Source organism: Bacillus spizizenii TU-B-10, assembly GCF_000227465.1.
Taxonomy (GTDB): Bacteria; Bacillota; Bacilli; order Bacillales; family Bacillaceae; genus Bacillus; species Bacillus spizizenii.
Window position 1 is genome coordinate 298,120 of record NC_016047.1, and the last position, 16,783, is coordinate 314,902.

Here is a 16,783-nt window from a genome sequence, read left to right on the forward strand (position 1 = left end):
AGAGAATGAACAGATATAACACCATGGACAAATTCCAAATTTATCATGGACAATCACCGGATAGTAAAGAAATGGTTTGCTGAACGATCCGTTCGTGCCCGCAAGCTGAGTATTCATTCCAAGGGTCAAAGGATAGAAGATAAACACGGTTATTCCGTACCGCGCTTAGGTTTTGCCACGCCTCTGTCTGTAGCAATTGCTGGTAATAAGCAATGGTTTCAGGCTCTTTAAATAGAAAAAGCATTATGCAGTCAGCTTGGTAATTTGCGATATTTTCTAACGAAATGGCTTGATCTGAAGACTTGTCTTCCATTTTTGCCGAACAAAATCCTAAATCTCCGAAGAAGACTTCACGGACGCTTCGAGTATGTGCCAGATAGAAGTTTTGCTTATGCAGCCTCAGAAAGAGAAAACGCAGCTCTTGGGTGTGCTGAAGTGTTTTTTTGGCGGCCGCCGCCTGCTGGTCATAAGCTGTGAGCCACTTTTCTGCTTCAGACTCTTCCTTTAAGAATGAGGCAGTTTGCAGAAAGTGAGTTCTCCAGCTTTCTTCTGAAGGAAGGTAAATGACTTCTGCGATGCGATTCAGGCAATTTTGTTCTTCTGGAGAAATAGAATCCATGCTGAAAATCACATCTGGTTCAGTCTGAGATAACGTGTTCAGGTTTTCTTCCCACTTTTCATTAAACCGGTATGCGCTGAGCTGGACGGGTATATCTGTCGAATAATGCTGATAGTAGTAGGACGTCCATTTTGGATGCAGCGCGGCCGCAAACGGTATGTGATTCAGAGGGATGAGATGGCCCATTGTGCCCCTTCCGTATGCAGCAATTTTTTTTCGGCGTTTTTTCATATAGCTTGTAGGTGAACAGCCTGTATGCTTTTTAAAGATTCTGCTGAAATAAAATTCATCTTGATAGCCTGTTTGGTGGGCAATTTCCTTCAATTTGCAGTTTGATCTTGCCATGAGCCGTTTTGCTCGGGTGATTCGCGTTTTTGTGATGAACTCTGTTACGCTCTGACCTGTCCATTTTTTAAAACTTTCGCTGTAGTGTTTAGCGCTGATTCCTGCCATTTGCGACAGCTGAGCAAGTGTAATTTTTGTATCGGCATGGGTTTCGATGTATTGTTTTGTTTTTTCGATTGCTGAATGTGTATCCGTCTGGTCAGATAAACTGGCAGTAAAGAGGTCATAAATCAGGCTTTGTACTTCAATCACACATTTTAGCTGAGAAAGCTGAGACGATTCATTCCATAGCACTGCAAGCTCTTGAAGCCGGACTGCAAGATTTTCTATATGTGAAATATTCACAAGCTTCAGTTTGGCTAATTCCGTTTCTGTACAAGGTGTTAAGATATCTTGCCCGGTTTCCTTGACATAGCTTTGAAGCCTGATCAGACAGGCATCTATATGACCTTCGGCTGCAGGCGTAAAGCCAAAGGTCTCGTTAGGCGGACAAACATAAAGTGTCTTTTTTTGCAGAGGGCTGATGTTTGTTCCGATTGAAATATGGCCGTTTCCTTTTAAATGAAAGATCAGCACGAATGAATCGGCTAATTGCTGCTCTGAGAAGAGATCACTTGATGTTTTTAGATATTCAATTTGTATGGGATGATAAATCACTGTATGTTGCAAGAGTAGACCACCTTTTCAGAAACATTCAATTGATAATCATTTTCAATAAAATTGTACCAAATAAATGAAAGTTTTCCTATATAAAGCGGGTGGGTTTTTGTCATGAAAAAACCCCTTACTCAGATATAAAAGTAAGGGTCTTTTGTTCGGTAAGAAAATGTTACACGTGTAACATACGATGCTTACGTCTTAATAGATAAGATATTTCTTTCTTGTTTTGCTGAATTGTTGGAGTGGTTTTTCATAGCTATCTATGATGTCTTCAATAGATGCACCGTTTTCTATTTTTGTCCTGATCCAGCCGTTGCCTGCCAGTTTATCAAATGAACCTGTTGATAGGAACTCAAAATGTTCAGGATAGAGGTCGTGTATTGTTTTAATGAGTGACAGTCCTGTTTTAACCGCTTCAAACTTTTCTCTGTCTGTCACATAGAGCTGCACACCGTGGCAAAGCGTTCCTTGATGTTTAGAAAATGTCGGCGTAAAGGAAGCTGCCCTGAATGTCACGCCCGGCAGATTGAGGCTGTTTAATGTTTCTTCAAGCTCTGTACTTTTGATAAAGGGAGCCCCAATCAATTCGAATGGCTTTGTTGTACCTCGCCCTTCGGATAGATTTGTTCCTTCAATCAGCCCGGTTGCAGGATAAACAAATGTGCTCTCCACCGTCGGCATGTTAGGTGAAGGGAGGACGAAAGGCAGTCGGGTATCGTTAAAATCCATTTTTCGTTTCCAGTGTTTCATTTTCACCACTTTCAGATCGGCATCGATGTCAAATTCCTTGTTGAACAGTAAAGCCAATTCGCCTATGGTCATTCCATGCTTTAACGGAATGGGATACAGTCCGACAAATGAGGCGTATTCAGGTTCTAAGACTGGTCCTTCAATATGACTCCCGCCTTGAGGATTCGGGCGGTCCAGCACCATAAAAGGAATGCCGTTTTCTTTAGCGGCTTCCATTGCGTATGCCATTGTATAAATGTACGTGTAGTAACGGGTCCCGACATCCTGAATGTCAAACATAAGAACATCGACATTTTTCAGCATCTCTGGAGTCGGTTTCTTCGTTTTTCCGTAAAGGCTATATACGGGAATCCCGGTTTTTTCATCAATGTAAGAGCCGACTTCGTCTCCCGCCTGAGCGTCGCCGCGGACGCCGTGTTCAGGACCGAATAAAGCTGTTAGTTTGATATCAGGGTTCTCGTAAAGAATATCGACACTGCTTTTCAGAGATGCGTTTACGCCGGTTGGATTGGTGATCAATCCGATTCGTTTTCCCTTGAGCTGTTTTTTATAATCCGGGAAAAGCGTGTCTATGCCGGTCTGGACTTTAGGTTTTTTAGCCGTTTGATTTTTAGAATCGGGTGATGCTGAGGCAGCTGTTATCGTTCCAATCATCATGAGCCCTGTGAGAAAAGCGAATGTTGTTTTTCTCATGTGTCCCTCCTTATTAGAGCGGTTTTCCCGTTTTGATATTTAATCCGTAGCCATATGGATAAAGGATGTCTCCCGGTTTCGTGACTGACGGAATGTCAACTGGAAGTGTGCCTTTAGGTTTTGCCTGGCCGAATATCGCCATAACTCCGGCGGGAATATTTGGTTGTAGATAACGGCCATTCGCGTATCCTTTAAAGCCATAGACAGCAATGAGTGCCTTAGCTTCTTCAAAATTGGCGGCATCATATGGGTTGCGAAGGCTCATTAAGACAAATGGTTTGTTGTGCTGCAGTGCGGCTTTCATCACAGCTCTCGGAAATACGGTGGCCCACTTGCTTGAATCTGATATGGTATCGTCGATGACACCGTCGTTGACGACAGGGTCATTTTTCACGACATAGGAGCCGGTAATGATATAATCAGCCTCTTTTACTTGTTTTTCATGCTCGGCATTAAATACTTGGTTGGCAAAATTCATTTTGCTGAGGGACACGGGTTTGATTTTCTTTCGCTTGACGAGATCGCGAATGGTTTGTTCAATTGAAGCAGTTTGTTCTTCGTAGGGCGCGACAATTAAGATTCGGCTGTCTTTTTTAGGCTTGAACGGCAAGGTGTGCTGTTCATTTTTTAATACCGTCACTGCTTTTTCAGCTATTTTTTTCTCCGCTTTCAGGTGACGCTTGCTTCCTACGATTTTCTGGGCTTTGGCTATTTTTTCTTTTATGCTGTCGTCGTTTCGATCTGGATACATACCGCGTTTTATTTTCAGGGAAATGATTCTTTCAACCGATTTGTTGATTTGATGTTCAGGAATGTCTCCGTTTTTCACTGCTTCTTTTAAAGCTTGAATAACACGTGCGTATTTCTGTTCTTCTTTCAGAGAAGTAACTGAGGCAGGCATTAATGCAATATCGACACCGGCTTTTATAGCCATGACTACAGCCTCTTCCTGGCCGAAATGATCTGCGATTGCTTTCATATTGAGAGCGTCAGTAATGATGACGCCATTAAAGCCCATTTCCTGACGAAGAAGACCTGTCATCACTTTTTTCGAGAGTGTAGCCGGCACCAGAATGTCCGATCCATCGAGTTTGCTTTTGTATGTGGTGTCGTCAAAGGCAGGAAATTGAACGTGTGCTGTCATCACCATATCAGCACCGTCATCGATTGCTCTTTGAAAAGGATAGAGCTCGACCTCACGAAGCCGTTCTTGGCTATGGGAAACAAGCGGCAATCCGTAATGGCTGTCAACGTCAGTGTCTCCATGTCCCGGGAAATGTTTGAGGGCAGAGGCGATATCTTGCCGCTGCAAACCCTTCATCGTATATAAACCGAGTCGTGCTGTCAGTTCTCGATTAGAGCTGAATGACCGTACGCCGATTACCGGATTATCAGGATTATTATTAATGTCCATTACAGGGCTAAAATCTGTATTAATGCCTAAGGCAGAGAGCTCCTTTCCAATAAGGGTGCCGGTCTGATAGGCATTGATTCTGCTTCTGGCTGCGCCTAGCGCCATATTCCCTGGGAAATTAGTGCCCTCCCCTAATCTCGTTACGATGCCGCCTTCCTGATCAATACTCAGCATGAGCGGGATTTTAGGGCTCGCCTTTTGGTAAGCGTCTGTCAGCTGTACAGTTTGCCTCGTTGTTTTTACATTTTCTGCAAAAAGGATGACGCCGCCGAATTGATACTTCTTGATAAGGCCGGCGACTTCCTCATTCATTTCTGTAAGGGCTTGCGGAGAGGACTCGCCTTCCTTTTGCCAATTTCTGAAATCTGGCATCAGCATCTGGCCGAGTTTTTCATCTAACGTCATGTGATTGACAATCTGCTTGGCGTCGGCTGAGCCGCTGGATGAAGCGGCTTTTGTCTGACTGGTGCCAAAAAAACATGAAAGAAAGAGAACGGCTGAAAGGATAAGCGGAAATACAGGTTTCATATAAACTTCCTCCTATCGTCGAATCATTCATTCCATCGCTTCATAGATCGCGGTAATGACGCTCCCATAACTGCCTGTTGGAAATTGATCCCCCTCAAACACATTTGGATTTTCCTCTGGATCAGCAACTGGTGAATGCTTTTTGTTTGTTAATAAGGCAATGCCTAAATTGTATGTTGGATCAATGATAGTAACTGTCCCTGTCCAGCCGGTATGTCCGTAAGCATTTTCGCTGGCATAAGGGCCAAACATCCATTCCATGCTTTTACTTCCGTTTCGACGCCAGCCAAGAGCGAATGTCGGATCTGTTGCTGAAGGTGCTGTAAATAGGTCGGTTGTTTTCTGATCAAATAAAGAAACGTTTCGGTATGATCCTTTGTTTAACATGACCTGCAGCAGAATGGCCATATCATCTGCATTTGAGAACAATCCGGCATGGCCAGACACGCCATCCATTGAGTAAAACGCTTTTTCGTCATGCACTTCTCCTTGCAGCGTGTTTGTACGGATGCTAGGGAAATGAATAACGCCGTCCCGTGTATTGCCCATACGTTCAGTAGCTGCGAACTGCTTTGGTTTAAAGCCTTTTTGCAGCGGATTGTACAAGGTATGCTTCAGCTTCAACGGCTTGTAGAGCTCTTGCTCCGCGTAGACATCAAGCGGTTTGCCTGTGAGTTTTTCGACAATACAGCCGAGGAGCATATATCCAATGTCACTGTATACGTGTTTTGTTCCTGTTTGATAATCGAGCGGAATTTTCGTTAAATATTCAATCGTTTTGTCCCGCTCCTGAGAATAGTACATCCCGGCTTTTTCCGGCGTGTAAAAGTAAAAGCTTGAGGGGAGTCCTGATTGGTGCTGGAGGACATCAATGACTCGAATCTTGTCTTTTCCTTTAATAAGGTCTCCCGGCTGATCCTTGAAATCTGGCAAATATGCAGAAACCTTTTCATGAACATCGAGTTTTCCTTGGCTGACTAAGCGCTGCAATGCAAAATTAGTTGCGTACATTTTTGTATTTGAGGCCAAGTCAAACATCGTGCGGGTTTTCATTTTTGCCGGACGGCTCAGCAGTTCTGATCCTTCGTACTTTTTACTGTAGCCGTATGCTTCTTTTTTTATGATGCGGCCATCCTTCACGACGACAAGAACGGCGCCTGGAAATCCTGCTGCAATATCCCGTTCTATCATCTGATCAACCTTCCTTAGTTTCTTCGACGAGAATTGTGCAGTTTCTGCATTTATGGTTTTCGGCTCAACCAAGTTGTCTGCTGTTTGCGCGAAGGTTTCATTTGGCGTCAATATAGATAGGGTGAAAATGGCACTGAATAAGAACAGTATCTTTGTTTTCACTGGCTTGCTCCTTTCCGTGCTTCTATCCGTTTACTATCCCTGAAACAGAAACCATTTAATCGAACTGAGAAGCCATTTCTTCTTTATATCCGAATGCATAGGTCAATAAAAAGCCGGCCGCATAGGAAATAAAGAGTCCGATAATATATAGGATGATTTGCGAAGACAGGACGAGAAAGGAAAGCGGCAGCCCGGAAACACCAATGGCAATGGTGGCTACCTGAAAATAAGCTTGAAAGGCGCCGCCGATTCCAGCACCTAAGCACGCTGTTAAAAACGGACGGCCAAGTGGCAGCGTGACTCCGAAAATAAGCGGTTCACCAATACCAAGCAGCCCCGACGGAAGCCCACCGGCGATTGCTTTCCTCAATGTTGATTTTTTTGTTTTCACAAAGATGGCAAAGGCGGCGCCTACCTGTCCCGCGCCTCCCATAGCCAAAATAGGAAGCAGAGGATCATTGCCGATTGAATTGATCAGTTCCATGTGCACAGGCGTCAAGCCTTGATGCAGTCCGGTCACGACGAGAGGTAGGAAGGTAGCGCCCAGAATAAAGCCTGCAGCGATGCCGCCGATGTCCAGGATGGACAGAAGGCCGGATGTAATAGCATCAGAAATGAAGCCGCCTAAAGGCATAAATATGACATACGTTACGATTCCGGTGATTAACAGTGAAACGGTTGGGGTGACAATGATATCAAGTGATTGAGGAATAAAACGGCGGATAAATTGTTCGGTGTAAGCAATGAATATGGCTGCGAAAAGAACTCCGATCAGACCTCCCCTGCCCGGAAGAAGCTGTTCTCCGAATAAACTGATCTTTGCGATCTCCGGATTCATAATCAAGATCCCCGCCAGAGCTCCAAGAGCGGGTGTCCCGCCAAATTCTTTCGATGCATTAATGCCGACGAGAATGCCGAGATAAGTGAACAATCCTGATCCGATGACTGTCAGGATAACAGCGGTTTGTGATTCTGCAGAGAGCCAGCCGGCTTGAATGATTGCTTTGGTAATCCCAGTGATTAAACCGGAAGCGACGAGTGCGGGAATAAGAGGGATAAAGATGCTGGCAATTTTACGCAAGAAAAGTTTAAAAGGAGTGGCGTTTTTTCGGTTTATGTCGGCTTTCTTTTTGGCCGCAGCTTCTTTGACGTCGACACCTTCTTCAGCTGAAACAAGTTTTGAGAAAGCGGCTGTGACATGGTTGACGACTCCTGTGCCGAGGATGATTTGTATGGTTTCAGCTTCGACGACCCCCAATACGCCGTCAAGCTCTCTTAAAGCCTGAGCATCTGCTTTGCTTTCATCGTAAGGCGTAATACGCAGGCGTGTCATGCAATGCGTATACGAGGAAATATTGGATTTTCCTCCGCATAGTTCAAGGATTTTCTTTGCGAGATGATCGTAGTTATTTTCTTTGCTCATCAAAACCCCTCCTCTTCCAGATGCCTTATTTTTTTCTCATAGATTGTATGGCTGCTCTCGTTTTATCGATATAGCCGGTTGTTTCTTCATACTGCTCAGCCGCCATGCCTAAAAACAAAACATCAATCATAAAAAGCTGGGCGAGGCGGGAGGAAGTGGCTGCACTTCGAATCAGGGCTTCGTTGGAGTGCGCTGTGTACAACGGGACATCAGCCAGCGCGGAGACGGATGTCTGGCTGAATTGTGTCAGACTGATCGTTGTGATGCCTTTTTCCTTAGCCATCGTGAGCAGTTCAATGATTTCCTGCGTCTCTCCCGAAAACGAAATAGCGAATACGATGTCATCCTTATCTGCATTTGCGATTAATGATGCCACAAGATGAGTGTCTGTGAACGCGGTTGCTTGTTTATGAATGCGAAGCCACTTTTGCTGGGCGTCCTTGGCGACAATGCCGGAAGCCCCGACCCCGATAAAATGCACGGTTTGAGCTTTGAGAAGCAGAGAAACCGCTCGTTCAAGCTCTTTGTAGTCCATCAGGTCTGAAGTATCCTGAATGGCTTGAATGGCATTGCCGGCCGCTTTTTCAGAAATGGAGGACAGCGGTTCGTGAGGCGCAATGTCCCGATAGCCTTGTACAGCTGGCTTTGCCAGATCGCCTGCCACTCTCATTTTTAAATCTTGAAATCCCTTTAGTCCGAGTGATTTGCAGAGCCTGATGACGGCAGCGTCACTTGAATTGGCTAAGGCACTGATTTCACTGACAGTGCTTTCTATAGCTTTGTGGGGATGAGTTAGGATGTAATCTGCAAGTTTACGCTCGGATGGAGGGAGCTTGTGCTTCATTGATTGGATGATCGCTAAACCGCCTGTTGCCATTCTTGGTCTCTCCTTATCTTGAATGGTAATTTTCGATTGCTTTGTCTATAAAACCGTTTGTTTCATCAAGCAATGTTTTAGCTTGTTCCTGATCTGTGCTTGTTTTGAGCATGACGATTGCTGTTTTGACGTGATGATTGGCTTGTTCCAGAGTGTGTCTGGCTGTGTCGTATGAAGCGTTTGTGAGGCTTTGGATAATGCTGATGGCCCGTTCTTTTAGTTTTTTGTTGCTGACATTGACGTCTACCATCAAGTTTTCGTAAACCTTGCCGATTTTGACCATGACTGCCGTGGATATCATGTTTAGAATCATTTTATGAGCAGTTGCGGCTTTCATACGTGTTGATCCTGTAATGGCCTCAGGTCCGACGACAACCTCGATGCTGTGATCCGCCTCCTTGCTGATGGCGGAATTTTCATTACAGGTAAGGGCGAAGGTGTGGGCTCCGACTTTACGGGCGTATGTTAGGGCGCCTGCGGCATAAGGTGTACGGCCGCTTGCTGCGATGGCAATGACGGTGTCGTTTGAAGTGAGTTGTATGTTTTTTAAATCTTCGGCTCCTGCTTTTTCACTGTCTTCAATGCCCTCTGCTGCCTGCAAAAATGCTTTAGGTCCGCCAGCCATGATTCCGATAACCTGATCTGGGCTTACGCTGTAGGTGGGAGGACATTCAACAGCATCCATGACACCGAGTCTGCCGCTTGTACCGGCGCCTGTGTATATAAGCCGGCCTCCATTTTGAAACGAGTCGTAGGCGCAGTCTACAGCTGTTTTGATATCGGGGAGAACCTGCTGAACGGCGGCTGCGACTTTCAAATCTTCGTTGTTGATCATTTTGAGGATACCGAGTGTGTTTGCTTTGTGGATTTCAGCTGTTTGGCTATTGCGTGATTCCGTTGTAAGACGGTGAAGGTTTAATGATTTTGACATGAGGAGGCCCCCTGTTTAAATATAATATATCTCAATATTCAGTATATTCATTTCTGTTATGATATTTCAACTATGTTTTAAAATTTTTGAAATTTTATTTCACCCAAAGACTATAAGAAGTAATGAAGGATCAGCTGCTCTCCAAGCGGTCCGATTCTTCGCCGTCCTTTATCAAGGAACCCACTTTTCATATAAAGGTGCTTTGCGCGTGTGTTGAGATGATTGACGGCCAAAATAATTTCATCGCACCATGGAAAATAACCGCTCACAAAAGAGGGAAGCTGAAGCATTGCTTTTTTTGCATAGCCTTTTCCGTGATGCACTGCGTGTAAGGACAGGGAGCTGAGCAGTAAAGCAAATGGATTGTTAGAATACGGAGCAAGCGTTTCTTTTGATGTATGTAAAATGAAAAAACCGACTGGCAAATCGTCTTTTAAGATGACAACCGGATACCGGTCCCGTATGCTCAGGGCCTGAGTCAGCACCTCTTTGGGGAGAGAGGTAAAGCGTTTGTCATCGTTTTTTAGCGTAAATGATTGGAGCTCCGGCAAATGTTCAGGCTTATAGAAGGATAAAGAAATGTCTTGAGTCATGTGGTTGCCCTCCTTACAATATGTCGTCTAACTGGTTTTCCGAAATGACATGGTAGCCCGCTCGTTTTAACAGTGCGGCGGTCACTCCGCTGCCGGCGATTTTTTGGCCGGAGAAAGTGCCGTTATAGATAAAACTGCTTCCGCACGACGGACTGTTTTCTTTTAATATGACGGCAGAGGCATTGATTTCTTTTGCGTAAGCTAATGTTTTAGCGGCGCCTTCCATATATAATTCTGTTACATCTTCTCCTGAAGCTGTCACGATTTTTGCGGTTCCATTGAGAACATCTTCGCCGGTGCCTCCGATGATTTCTGCAGGTTCACGAGGAGTTGAAAAGCCGCCGAGAAGCTCAGGACAAGCCATGACTGCTTCATTTTCATCGATGAGTTTTCTGATTTTCTCTGATGCGGCGTGAGAGCCGTTATATCTGCATTCGATGCCGCCAAGGCAAGAGCTGACTAGTATCATATTGTTTTCTCCTCTCTTGATTCGCTTGTCTCTATCATAAAAGAAATGATAAATGTTGGGAGGCTTTTTCAGTTAAAAAAGGAGTTAAAAAGTTTGAAAATAAAAAATTTAATTTTTCTCTTTACAAAGGGGGTGTAACCTGTATATAATAACTTTTGTCAGCTCGACGAGAACACAAACGGCCCGTTGGTCAAGCGGTTAAGACACCGCCCTTTCACGGCGGTAACACGGGTTCGAATCCCGTACGGGTCACCATTTGGAGGATTAGCTCAGCTGGGAGAGCATCTGCCTTACAAGCAGAGGGTCGGCGGTTCGAGCCCGTCATCCTCCACCATCTTGCCGGTGTAGCTCAATTGGTAGAGCAACTGACTTGTAATCAGTAGGTTGGGGGTTCAAGTCCTCTTGCCGGCACTCTTTTCTTACATTAATATGGAGGGGTAGCGAAGTGGCTAAACGCGGCGGACTGTAAATCCGCTCCCTCAGGGTTCGGCAGTTCGAATCTGCCCCCCTCCACCATTATTGGGCTATAGCCAAGCGGTAAGGCAACGGACTTTGACTCCGTCATGCGTTGGTTCGAATCCAGCTAGCCCAGTCACAGACACCTTTGACCAAAAGGTGTCTTTTTTTCTTTTTAAAATCATTCCAACTTCTAACTGTTCAGTCTGTATAATAATTTTAAAAATATGTTAAGGTAGTTTATTCACGAATTACCATCTACACCCTGCCAAAAATTTGATAAACTTATTTTATAAAAAAATTGAAACCTTTTGAAACGAAGCTCGTATACATACAGACCGGTGAAGGCAGAGGTTAGATAAATATGGAAATGATGATTAAAAAGAGAATTAAACAAGTCAAAAAAGGCGACCAAGATGCATTTGCGGACATCGTAGATATTTACAAGGATAAAATTTATCAGCTTTGCTACCGTATGCTTGGCAATGTGCATGAGGCAGAGGATATTGCACAGGAGGCTTTCATCAGAGCGTACGTTAATATCGACAGTTTTGATATTAACCGGAAATTTTCAACTTGGCTTTATCGAATCGCGACCAATTTGACTATTGACCGCATTCGCAAAAAGAAGCCGGATTATTACCTCGATGCAGAGGTGGCTGGTACGGAAGGCTTGACCATGTATTCACAAATCGCCGCAGATGGGGTTTTGCCTGAAGATGCAGTTGTGTCGCTGGAGCTCTCAAACACGATTCAGCAGAAAATTTTAAAGCTTCCTGACAAATACAGAACAGTTATCGTATTAAAGTATATTGACGAACTCTCATTAATTGAAATCGGCGAGATTCTGAACATTCCTGTGGGGACTGTGAAAACGCGGATTCACAGAGGCAGAGAGGCTCTCAGAAAACAATTAAGGGATCTTTAAGTGGGGTGATGAAATGAGCTGTCCTGAACAAATTGTGCAGCTTATGCATATGCATCTTGATGGAGATATCCTTCCAAAAGATGAACACGTATTAAATGAACATCTGGAGACATGCGAGAAATGCAGAAAGCATTTTTATGAGATGGAAAAATCTATAGCGCTCGTCCGGAGCACATCGCATGTCGAAGCCCCCGCGGATTTTACCGCTAATGTCATGGCAAAATTGCCTAAGGAGAAGAAAAGAGCTTCTGTGAAAAGATGGTTCAGAACCCATCCCGTTATCGCAGCTGCTGCGGTATTCATCATTTTGATGGGCGGAGGATTTTTTAACAGCTGGCATAATGACCAAAATTTCAGCGTGTCCAAGCAACCGAATCTTGTGGTGCATAACCACACTGTGATCGTGCCAGAAGGTGAGACGGTCAAAGGCGATGTGACTGTCAAAAACGGCAAGCTGATCATTAAAGGCAAAATAGACGGGGATGTAACTGTCGTAAACGGCGAAAAGTATATGGCCTCTGCTGGACAAGTCACCGGTCAGATTGAAGAAATCAATCAATTATTCGATTGGACATGGTACAAGATGAAGTCTGCGGGGAAAAGTGTAGTCAATGCATTAAATCCGAAAGGAAAAGAGTAAAGCGCGTCAGTCGCTTTGCTCTTTTTTTACGGGCTGAGAGGGCTGGCACATTTCACTTGCCAAATCGAAATGTGGTATAATGGGCTCGCTATGTAAAGTACATATGCGTAACACGTACAACACAAAATACGAAATGACTGAAATCTTGGAGGACGAGGAAATGGCTTTTGAGGATATCCCTTTTTTGCAGTACCTCGGCAATGCCGTTGATATTCTCCTTGTTTGGTATGTGATATATAAATTGATTATGGTGATACGCGGCACGAAAGCGGTTCAGCTGTTAAAAGGAATTGTAGTGATCGTGCTTGTTCGTATGGCCAGCCAATATTTGGGCCTCAGCACGCTTCAATGGCTGATGGACCAAGCGATAACATGGGGATTTTTAGCAATTATTATTATTTTTCAGCCTGAGCTGAGAAGAGCGCTTGAACAGCTTGGCCGCGGCCGCTTTTTTTCAAGGAGCGGCACGCCTGTGGAGGAAGCGCAGCAGAAAACAATTGAGGCCATCACAAAAGCAATCAATTATATGGCGAAACGCCGTATAGGCGCCCTGCTGACCATTGAGCGGGATACCGGAATGGGAGATTATATTGAGACTGGCATACCTTTGAATGCCAAAGTCAGCTCTGAGCTGTTGATCAATATTTTTATTCCAAACACTCCGCTTCATGATGGTGCAGTGATTATGAAGAATAATGAAATAGCCGCGGCCGCCTGTTATCTGCCGCTTTCAGAAAGCCCGTTTATTTCAAAAGAACTGGGGACGCGGCATAGAGCGGCTGTCGGCATCAGTGAAGTAACAGACAGTTTGACGATTATTGTGTCTGAAGAGACCGGCGGCGTCAGTGTGGCGAAGAACGGAGACCTTCACAGAGAGCTGACGGAAGAAGCGCTGAAAGAAATGCTTGAAGCCGAGTTTAAGAAAAACACCAGAGACACTTCTTCTAATCGCTGGTATTGGAGGGGCAAGAAAAATGGATAAATTCTTAAACAACCGCTGGGCTGTGAAAATTATTGCTCTGCTTTTCGCGCTCTTGCTTTATGTGGCGGTTAACAGCAATCAAGCACCGACTCCGAAAAAACCGGGTGAATCTTTCTTTCCGACATCAACAATTGATGAAGCAACACTGACCGATATTCCGGTCAAAGCGTATTATGATGATGAAAATTACGTCGTGACAGGTGTTCCGCAAACGGTTAATGTCACGATAAAAGGCTCAACAAGCGCCGTGAAAAAGGCTAGACAGACCAAGAATTTTGAAATATATGCCGACATGGAAAATTTAAAAACCGGCACACATAAGGTGGAGCTAAAGGCCAAAAACGTGTCAGACGGGCTGACAATCTCAATCAACCCGTCTGTTACGACAGTGACCATTCAAGAACGGACGACCAAAAGCTTTCCTGTAGAAGTGGAGTACTACAATAAAAGCAAGATGAAAAAAGGCTATTCTCCAGAGCAGCCGATTGTCAGTCCGAAAAATGTGCAGATTACCGGATCTAAAAATGTGATTGATAATATTTCTCTTGTAAAAGCTTCAGTGAATTTGGAAAACGCAGATGAAACGATTGAAAAGGAAGCGAAAGTGACTGTCTATGATAAAGACGGAAACGCGCTTCCTGTCGACGTAGAGCCTTCGGTCATCAAGATTACCGTTCCGGTAACAAGCCCGAGTAAAAAAGTGCCCTTTAAAATTGAACGGACAGGAAGCCTTCCTGACGGTGTCAGCATAGCGAACATTGAATCAAGTCCCAGTGAGGTAACGGTTTACGGCTCACAGGATGTGTTGGATTCTCTTGAATTTATTGACGGCGTCAGCTTAGATTTAAGCAAAATTAACAAGGATTCCGATATCGAGGCAGATATTCCGCTTCCTGACGGCGTCAAAAAAATCTCGCCGTCAAAGGTGACTTTGCATATAGAAGTAGATAGTGAAGCGGATCAGAAGTTTGAGAATGTCTCTATTAAGACTGTAGGGCTGAGCAGCTCGCAAAACATTGAATTTCTAGATCCTGAATCGCAAGCGATAGACGTGACGGCTAAAGGCTCTCCCGCCAATATAAAAAAACTGGAGAAATCAGATATTGAATTGTATGTGAATGTTTCAGATTTAGATGACGGGGAGCATAGCGTGAAGCTTGAAGTCAACGGGCCTCAGAATGTAACCTGGTCCTTGGGGCAGAAAAACGCCAAAATCAAGCTGACATCTAAAAAAAGCAATACATCAACTAATGACAACAGCAGCAATACATCAGGAAACCAGGATGACACAGATAAGCAAACGAATGATCAAAAGAACAACCAGCAAGAAGATACAACGAACACTGATAAAAACAGCAATGATCAAAAACAAGACGAAAATAAAGATCAAAACCAAGATCAGGATGAGGACGAATCCACTGCGGATTCGCAATCCTCATCAGAATAAAAAAGGAGCGATTATAAAATGGGCAAGTATTTTGGAACAGACGGTGTAAGAGGTGTCGCCAATAGTGAGCTTACACCTGAGCTGGCCTTCAAAGTCGGACGCTTCGGCGGATATGTGCTGACAAAAGACAAACAACGTCCGAAAGTGTTGATAGGCCGCGATACACGCATCTCCGGTCATATGCTGGAGGGAGCCCTTGTCGCCGGACTTTTATCCATTGGCGCAGAAGTCATGCGTCTGGGTGTCATTTCTACACCTGGTGTATCTTATTTAACAAAAGCGATGGATGCAGAGGCAGGTGTCATGATTTCTGCTTCTCACAACCCAGTGCAGGATAACGGCATCAAGTTCTTCGGGGGAGACGGCTTTAAGCTTTCTGACGAACAGGAGGCTGAAATTGAGCGCCTGATGGACGAACCGGAGGATAAGCTGCCAAGGCCAGTCGGAGCCGATCTTGGGCTTGTAAACGACTATTTTGAAGGCGGGCAAAAATATCTGCAATTCTTAAAACAGACTGCTGATGAAGATTTCACAGGCATTCATGTGGCACTTGACTGCGCACATGGTGCAACGTCGTCCTTGGCGACACACCTGTTTGCTGATTTAGATGCAGATGTTTCAACAATGGGGACTTCGCCGAATGGATTAAACATTAATGACGGCGTCGGATCGACTCATCCTGAAGCGCTCAGCGCGTTTGTCAAAGAGAAAAATGCCGATCTCGGCCTTGCGTTCGACGGTGATGGCGACCGCCTGATTGCTGTCGATGAAAAAGGAAATATCGTTGACGGCGACCAAATCATGTACATATGCTCAAAACACCTGAAATCAGAAGGCCGTTTAAAGGATGATACAGTGGTTTCGACTGTAATGAGCAACCTCGGCTTCTATAAGGCGCTCGAAAAAGAAGGCATCAAAAGCGTACAGACGGCTGTCGGTGACCGTTACGTAGTAGAAGCGATGAAAAAAGACGGCTACAATGTCGGCGGTGAGCAGTCAGGACATCTTATTTTCCTTGATTACAACACGACAGGGGACGGATTATTGTCTGCTATTATGCTGATGAACACTTTGAAAGCAACAGGCAAGCCGCTGTCAGAGCTTGCAGCTGAAATGCAGAAGTTCCCGCAGCTGTTAGTCAATGTGAGAGTAACTGATAAATATAAAGTCGAAGAAAACGAAAAAGTAAAAGCTGTTATTTCTGAAGTTGAAAAAGAAATGAACGGAGACGGCCGGATTTTGGTCCGCCCTTCAGGCACTGAACCGCTAGTCCGTGTTATGGCTGAAGCGAAGACGAAAGAGCTGTGCGATGAGTATGTCAATCGCATTGTTGAAGTCGTCCGGTCAGAAATGGGATTAGAGTAACGAAGTCTATGATCAGAGAGCGAACAAGACGAGCAAGATTTACATATGATAATTGTGAGACATACGGCAAAGTTGTTTAAAAAACAATTGACCGTTTATGCCACATGCTGTAAAATCAAGCTTGTCTTGTTCTTATTTTCTCTACAGGAAAGAAGACAGGATTATTGTTTCACCTATAATTATAGCGCCCGAACTAAGCGCCCGAAAAAAGGCTTAGTTGACGAGGATGGAGGTTATCGAATTTTCGGCGGATGCCTCCCGGCTGAGTGTACAGATCACAGCCGTAAGGATTTCTTCAAACCAAGGGGGT

14 protein-coding genes and 5 tRNA genes are annotated in these 16,783 nt (G+C 44.6%); 10 read left to right on the plus strand and 9 right to left on the minus strand.

The genetic code is table 11. From position 1 onward, the window contains the following. Window positions 1–43 precede the first annotated feature (43 nt). The 9 genes from btr to GYO_RS23410 form a co-directional block, all read right to left on the minus strand. A complete protein-coding gene (gene btr, locus GYO_RS23370) occupies window positions 44–1,633 on the minus strand; it encodes a bacillibactin transport transcriptional regulator Btr (protein ID WP_014112438.1) in 1,590 nt (529 codons plus the stop codon). A gap of 189 nt (window positions 1,634–1,822) precedes the next feature. Further along, a complete protein-coding gene (locus GYO_RS23375; RefSeq protein ID WP_014112440.1) occupies window positions 1,823–3,067 on the minus strand; it encodes an exo-beta-N-acetylmuramidase NamZ family protein in 1,245 nt (414 codons plus the stop codon). A gap of 13 nt (window positions 3,068–3,080) precedes the next feature. Then, window positions 3,081–5,009, minus strand: coding sequence for a glycoside hydrolase family 3 protein (locus GYO_RS23380; protein ID WP_014112441.1), 1,929 nt, complete (start codon window positions 5,007–5,009; stop codon window positions 3,081–3,083). 27 nt (window positions 5,010–5,036) lie between these two features. Next, window positions 5,037–6,362 carry an N-acetylmuramoyl-L-alanine amidase gene (gene amiE / locus GYO_RS23385; protein WP_014112442.1) on the minus strand — a complete coding sequence of 442 codons (1,326 nt, stop codon included), beginning with the start codon at window positions 6,360–6,362 and terminating at the stop codon, window positions 5,037–5,039. Window positions 6,363–6,417: 55 nt separating this feature from the next. Next, window positions 6,418–7,785 (minus strand): PTS transporter subunit EIIC, encoded by a 1,368-nt coding sequence (locus tag GYO_RS23390; RefSeq protein WP_014112443.1) that lies wholly within the window; start codon window positions 7,783–7,785, stop codon window positions 6,418–6,420. 25 nt (window positions 7,786–7,810) lie between these two features. After that, window positions 7,811–8,662, minus strand: a complete 852-nt coding sequence (locus tag GYO_RS23395) for a MurR/RpiR family transcriptional regulator (protein ID WP_014112444.1) — start codon at window positions 8,660–8,662, stop codon at window positions 7,811–7,813. Between the two features lie 13 nt (window positions 8,663–8,675). Beyond that, complete coding sequence (gene murQ / locus GYO_RS23400) at window positions 8,676–9,593, minus strand: N-acetylmuramic acid 6-phosphate etherase (protein ID WP_014112445.1); 918 nt, start codon at window positions 9,591–9,593, stop codon at window positions 8,676–8,678. 110 nt (window positions 9,594–9,703) lie between these two features. Then, window positions 9,704–10,186 (minus strand): GNAT family N-acetyltransferase, encoded by a 483-nt coding sequence (locus GYO_RS23405; RefSeq protein WP_003223640.1) that lies wholly within the window; start codon window positions 10,184–10,186, stop codon window positions 9,704–9,706. A gap of 13 nt (window positions 10,187–10,199) precedes the next feature. Next, entirely contained in the window at window positions 10,200–10,655 is a 456-nt protein-coding gene (locus GYO_RS23410) for a 2-thiouracil desulfurase family protein (RefSeq protein WP_014112446.1), read from the minus strand. Window positions 10,656–10,835: 180 nt separating this feature from the next. Here GYO_RS23410 and GYO_RS23415 point away from each other — a divergent pair. The 10 genes from GYO_RS23415 (at window position 10,836) to glmM (ending at window position 16,473) form a co-directional block, all read left to right on the plus strand. Continuing rightward, a tRNA-Glu gene (locus GYO_RS23415) sits at window positions 10,836–10,910 on the plus strand. Between the two features lie 3 nt (window positions 10,911–10,913). Continuing rightward, window positions 10,914–10,989, plus strand: a tRNA-Val gene (locus tag GYO_RS23420). A gap of 4 nt (window positions 10,990–10,993) precedes the next feature. Then, window positions 10,994–11,066: transfer RNA gene (locus tag GYO_RS23425), tRNA-Thr, on the plus strand. Window positions 11,067–11,086: 20 nt separating this feature from the next. Then, a tRNA-Tyr gene (locus tag GYO_RS23430) sits at window positions 11,087–11,171 on the plus strand. 4 nt (window positions 11,172–11,175) lie between these two features. Next, window positions 11,176–11,247: transfer RNA gene (locus GYO_RS23435), tRNA-Gln, on the plus strand. 228 nt (window positions 11,248–11,475) lie between these two features. Beyond that, entirely contained in the window at window positions 11,476–12,039 is a 564-nt protein-coding gene (gene sigW, locus GYO_RS23440) for an RNA polymerase sigma factor SigW (RefSeq protein WP_003223646.1), read from the plus strand. A 13-nt stretch (window positions 12,040–12,052) separates the two neighbouring features. Next, window positions 12,053–12,679 (plus strand): anti-sigma-W factor RsiW, encoded by a 627-nt coding sequence (gene rsiW, locus GYO_RS23445; protein ID WP_014112447.1) that lies wholly within the window; start codon window positions 12,053–12,055, stop codon window positions 12,677–12,679. Between the two features lie 160 nt (window positions 12,680–12,839). Further along, window positions 12,840–13,661 carry a diadenylate cyclase CdaA gene (gene cdaA, locus GYO_RS23450; RefSeq protein WP_003223651.1) on the plus strand — a complete coding sequence of 274 codons (822 nt, stop codon included), beginning with the start codon at window positions 12,840–12,842 and terminating at the stop codon, window positions 13,659–13,661. Next, a complete protein-coding gene (gene cdaR, locus GYO_RS23455; RefSeq protein WP_014112448.1) occupies window positions 13,654–15,108 on the plus strand; it encodes a CdaA regulatory protein CdaR in 1,455 nt (484 codons plus the stop codon). The genes cdaA and cdaR overlap by 8 nt, the downstream gene beginning before the upstream one ends. An 18-nt stretch (window positions 15,109–15,126) precedes the next feature. Next, window positions 15,127–16,473: a phosphoglucosamine mutase gene (gene glmM / locus GYO_RS23460; protein WP_014112449.1), complete on the plus strand. Its 1,347-nt coding sequence runs from the start codon at window positions 15,127–15,129 to the stop codon at window positions 16,471–16,473. The last annotated feature ends 310 nt before the right edge of the window (window positions 16,474–16,783 follow it).

Bases quoted from the DNA above. Each gene is read 5' to 3' on its own strand.
- cdaA (WP_003223651.1), top strand. From the start codon at position 12,840: ATGGCTTTTGAGGATATCCCTTTTTTGCAGTACCTCGGCAATGCCGTT.
- murQ (WP_014112445.1), bottom strand. From the start codon at position 9,593: ATGTCAAAATCATTAAACCTTCACCGTCTTACAACGGAATCACGCAAT.
- GYO_RS23390 (WP_014112443.1), bottom strand. From the start codon at position 7,785: ATGAGCAAAGAAAATAACTACGATCATCTCGCAAAGAAAATCCTTGAA.
- glmM (WP_014112449.1), top strand. From the start codon at position 15,127: ATGGGCAAGTATTTTGGAACAGACGGTGTAAGAGGTGTCGCCAATAGT.
- GYO_RS23410 (WP_014112446.1), bottom strand. From the start codon at position 10,655: ATGATACTAGTCAGCTCTTGCCTTGGCGGCATCGAATGCAGATATAAC.
- rsiW (WP_014112447.1), top strand. From the start codon at position 12,053: ATGAGCTGTCCTGAACAAATTGTGCAGCTTATGCATATGCATCTTGAT.
- GYO_RS23380 (WP_014112441.1), bottom strand. From the start codon at position 5,009: ATGAAACCTGTATTTCCGCTTATCCTTTCAGCCGTTCTCTTTCTTTCA.
- GYO_RS23375 (WP_014112440.1), bottom strand. From the start codon at position 3,067: ATGAGAAAAACAACATTCGCTTTTCTCACAGGGCTCATGATGATTGGA.
- GYO_RS23405 (WP_003223640.1), bottom strand. From the start codon at position 10,186: ATGACTCAAGACATTTCTTTATCCTTCTATAAGCCTGAACATTTGCCG.
- sigW (WP_003223646.1), top strand. From the start codon at position 11,476: ATGGAAATGATGATTAAAAAGAGAATTAAACAAGTCAAAAAAGGCGAC.
- GYO_RS23395 (WP_014112444.1), bottom strand. From the start codon at position 8,662: ATGGCAACAGGCGGTTTAGCGATCATCCAATCAATGAAGCACAAGCTC.
- cdaR (WP_014112448.1), top strand. From the start codon at position 13,654: ATGGATAAATTCTTAAACAACCGCTGGGCTGTGAAAATTATTGCTCTG.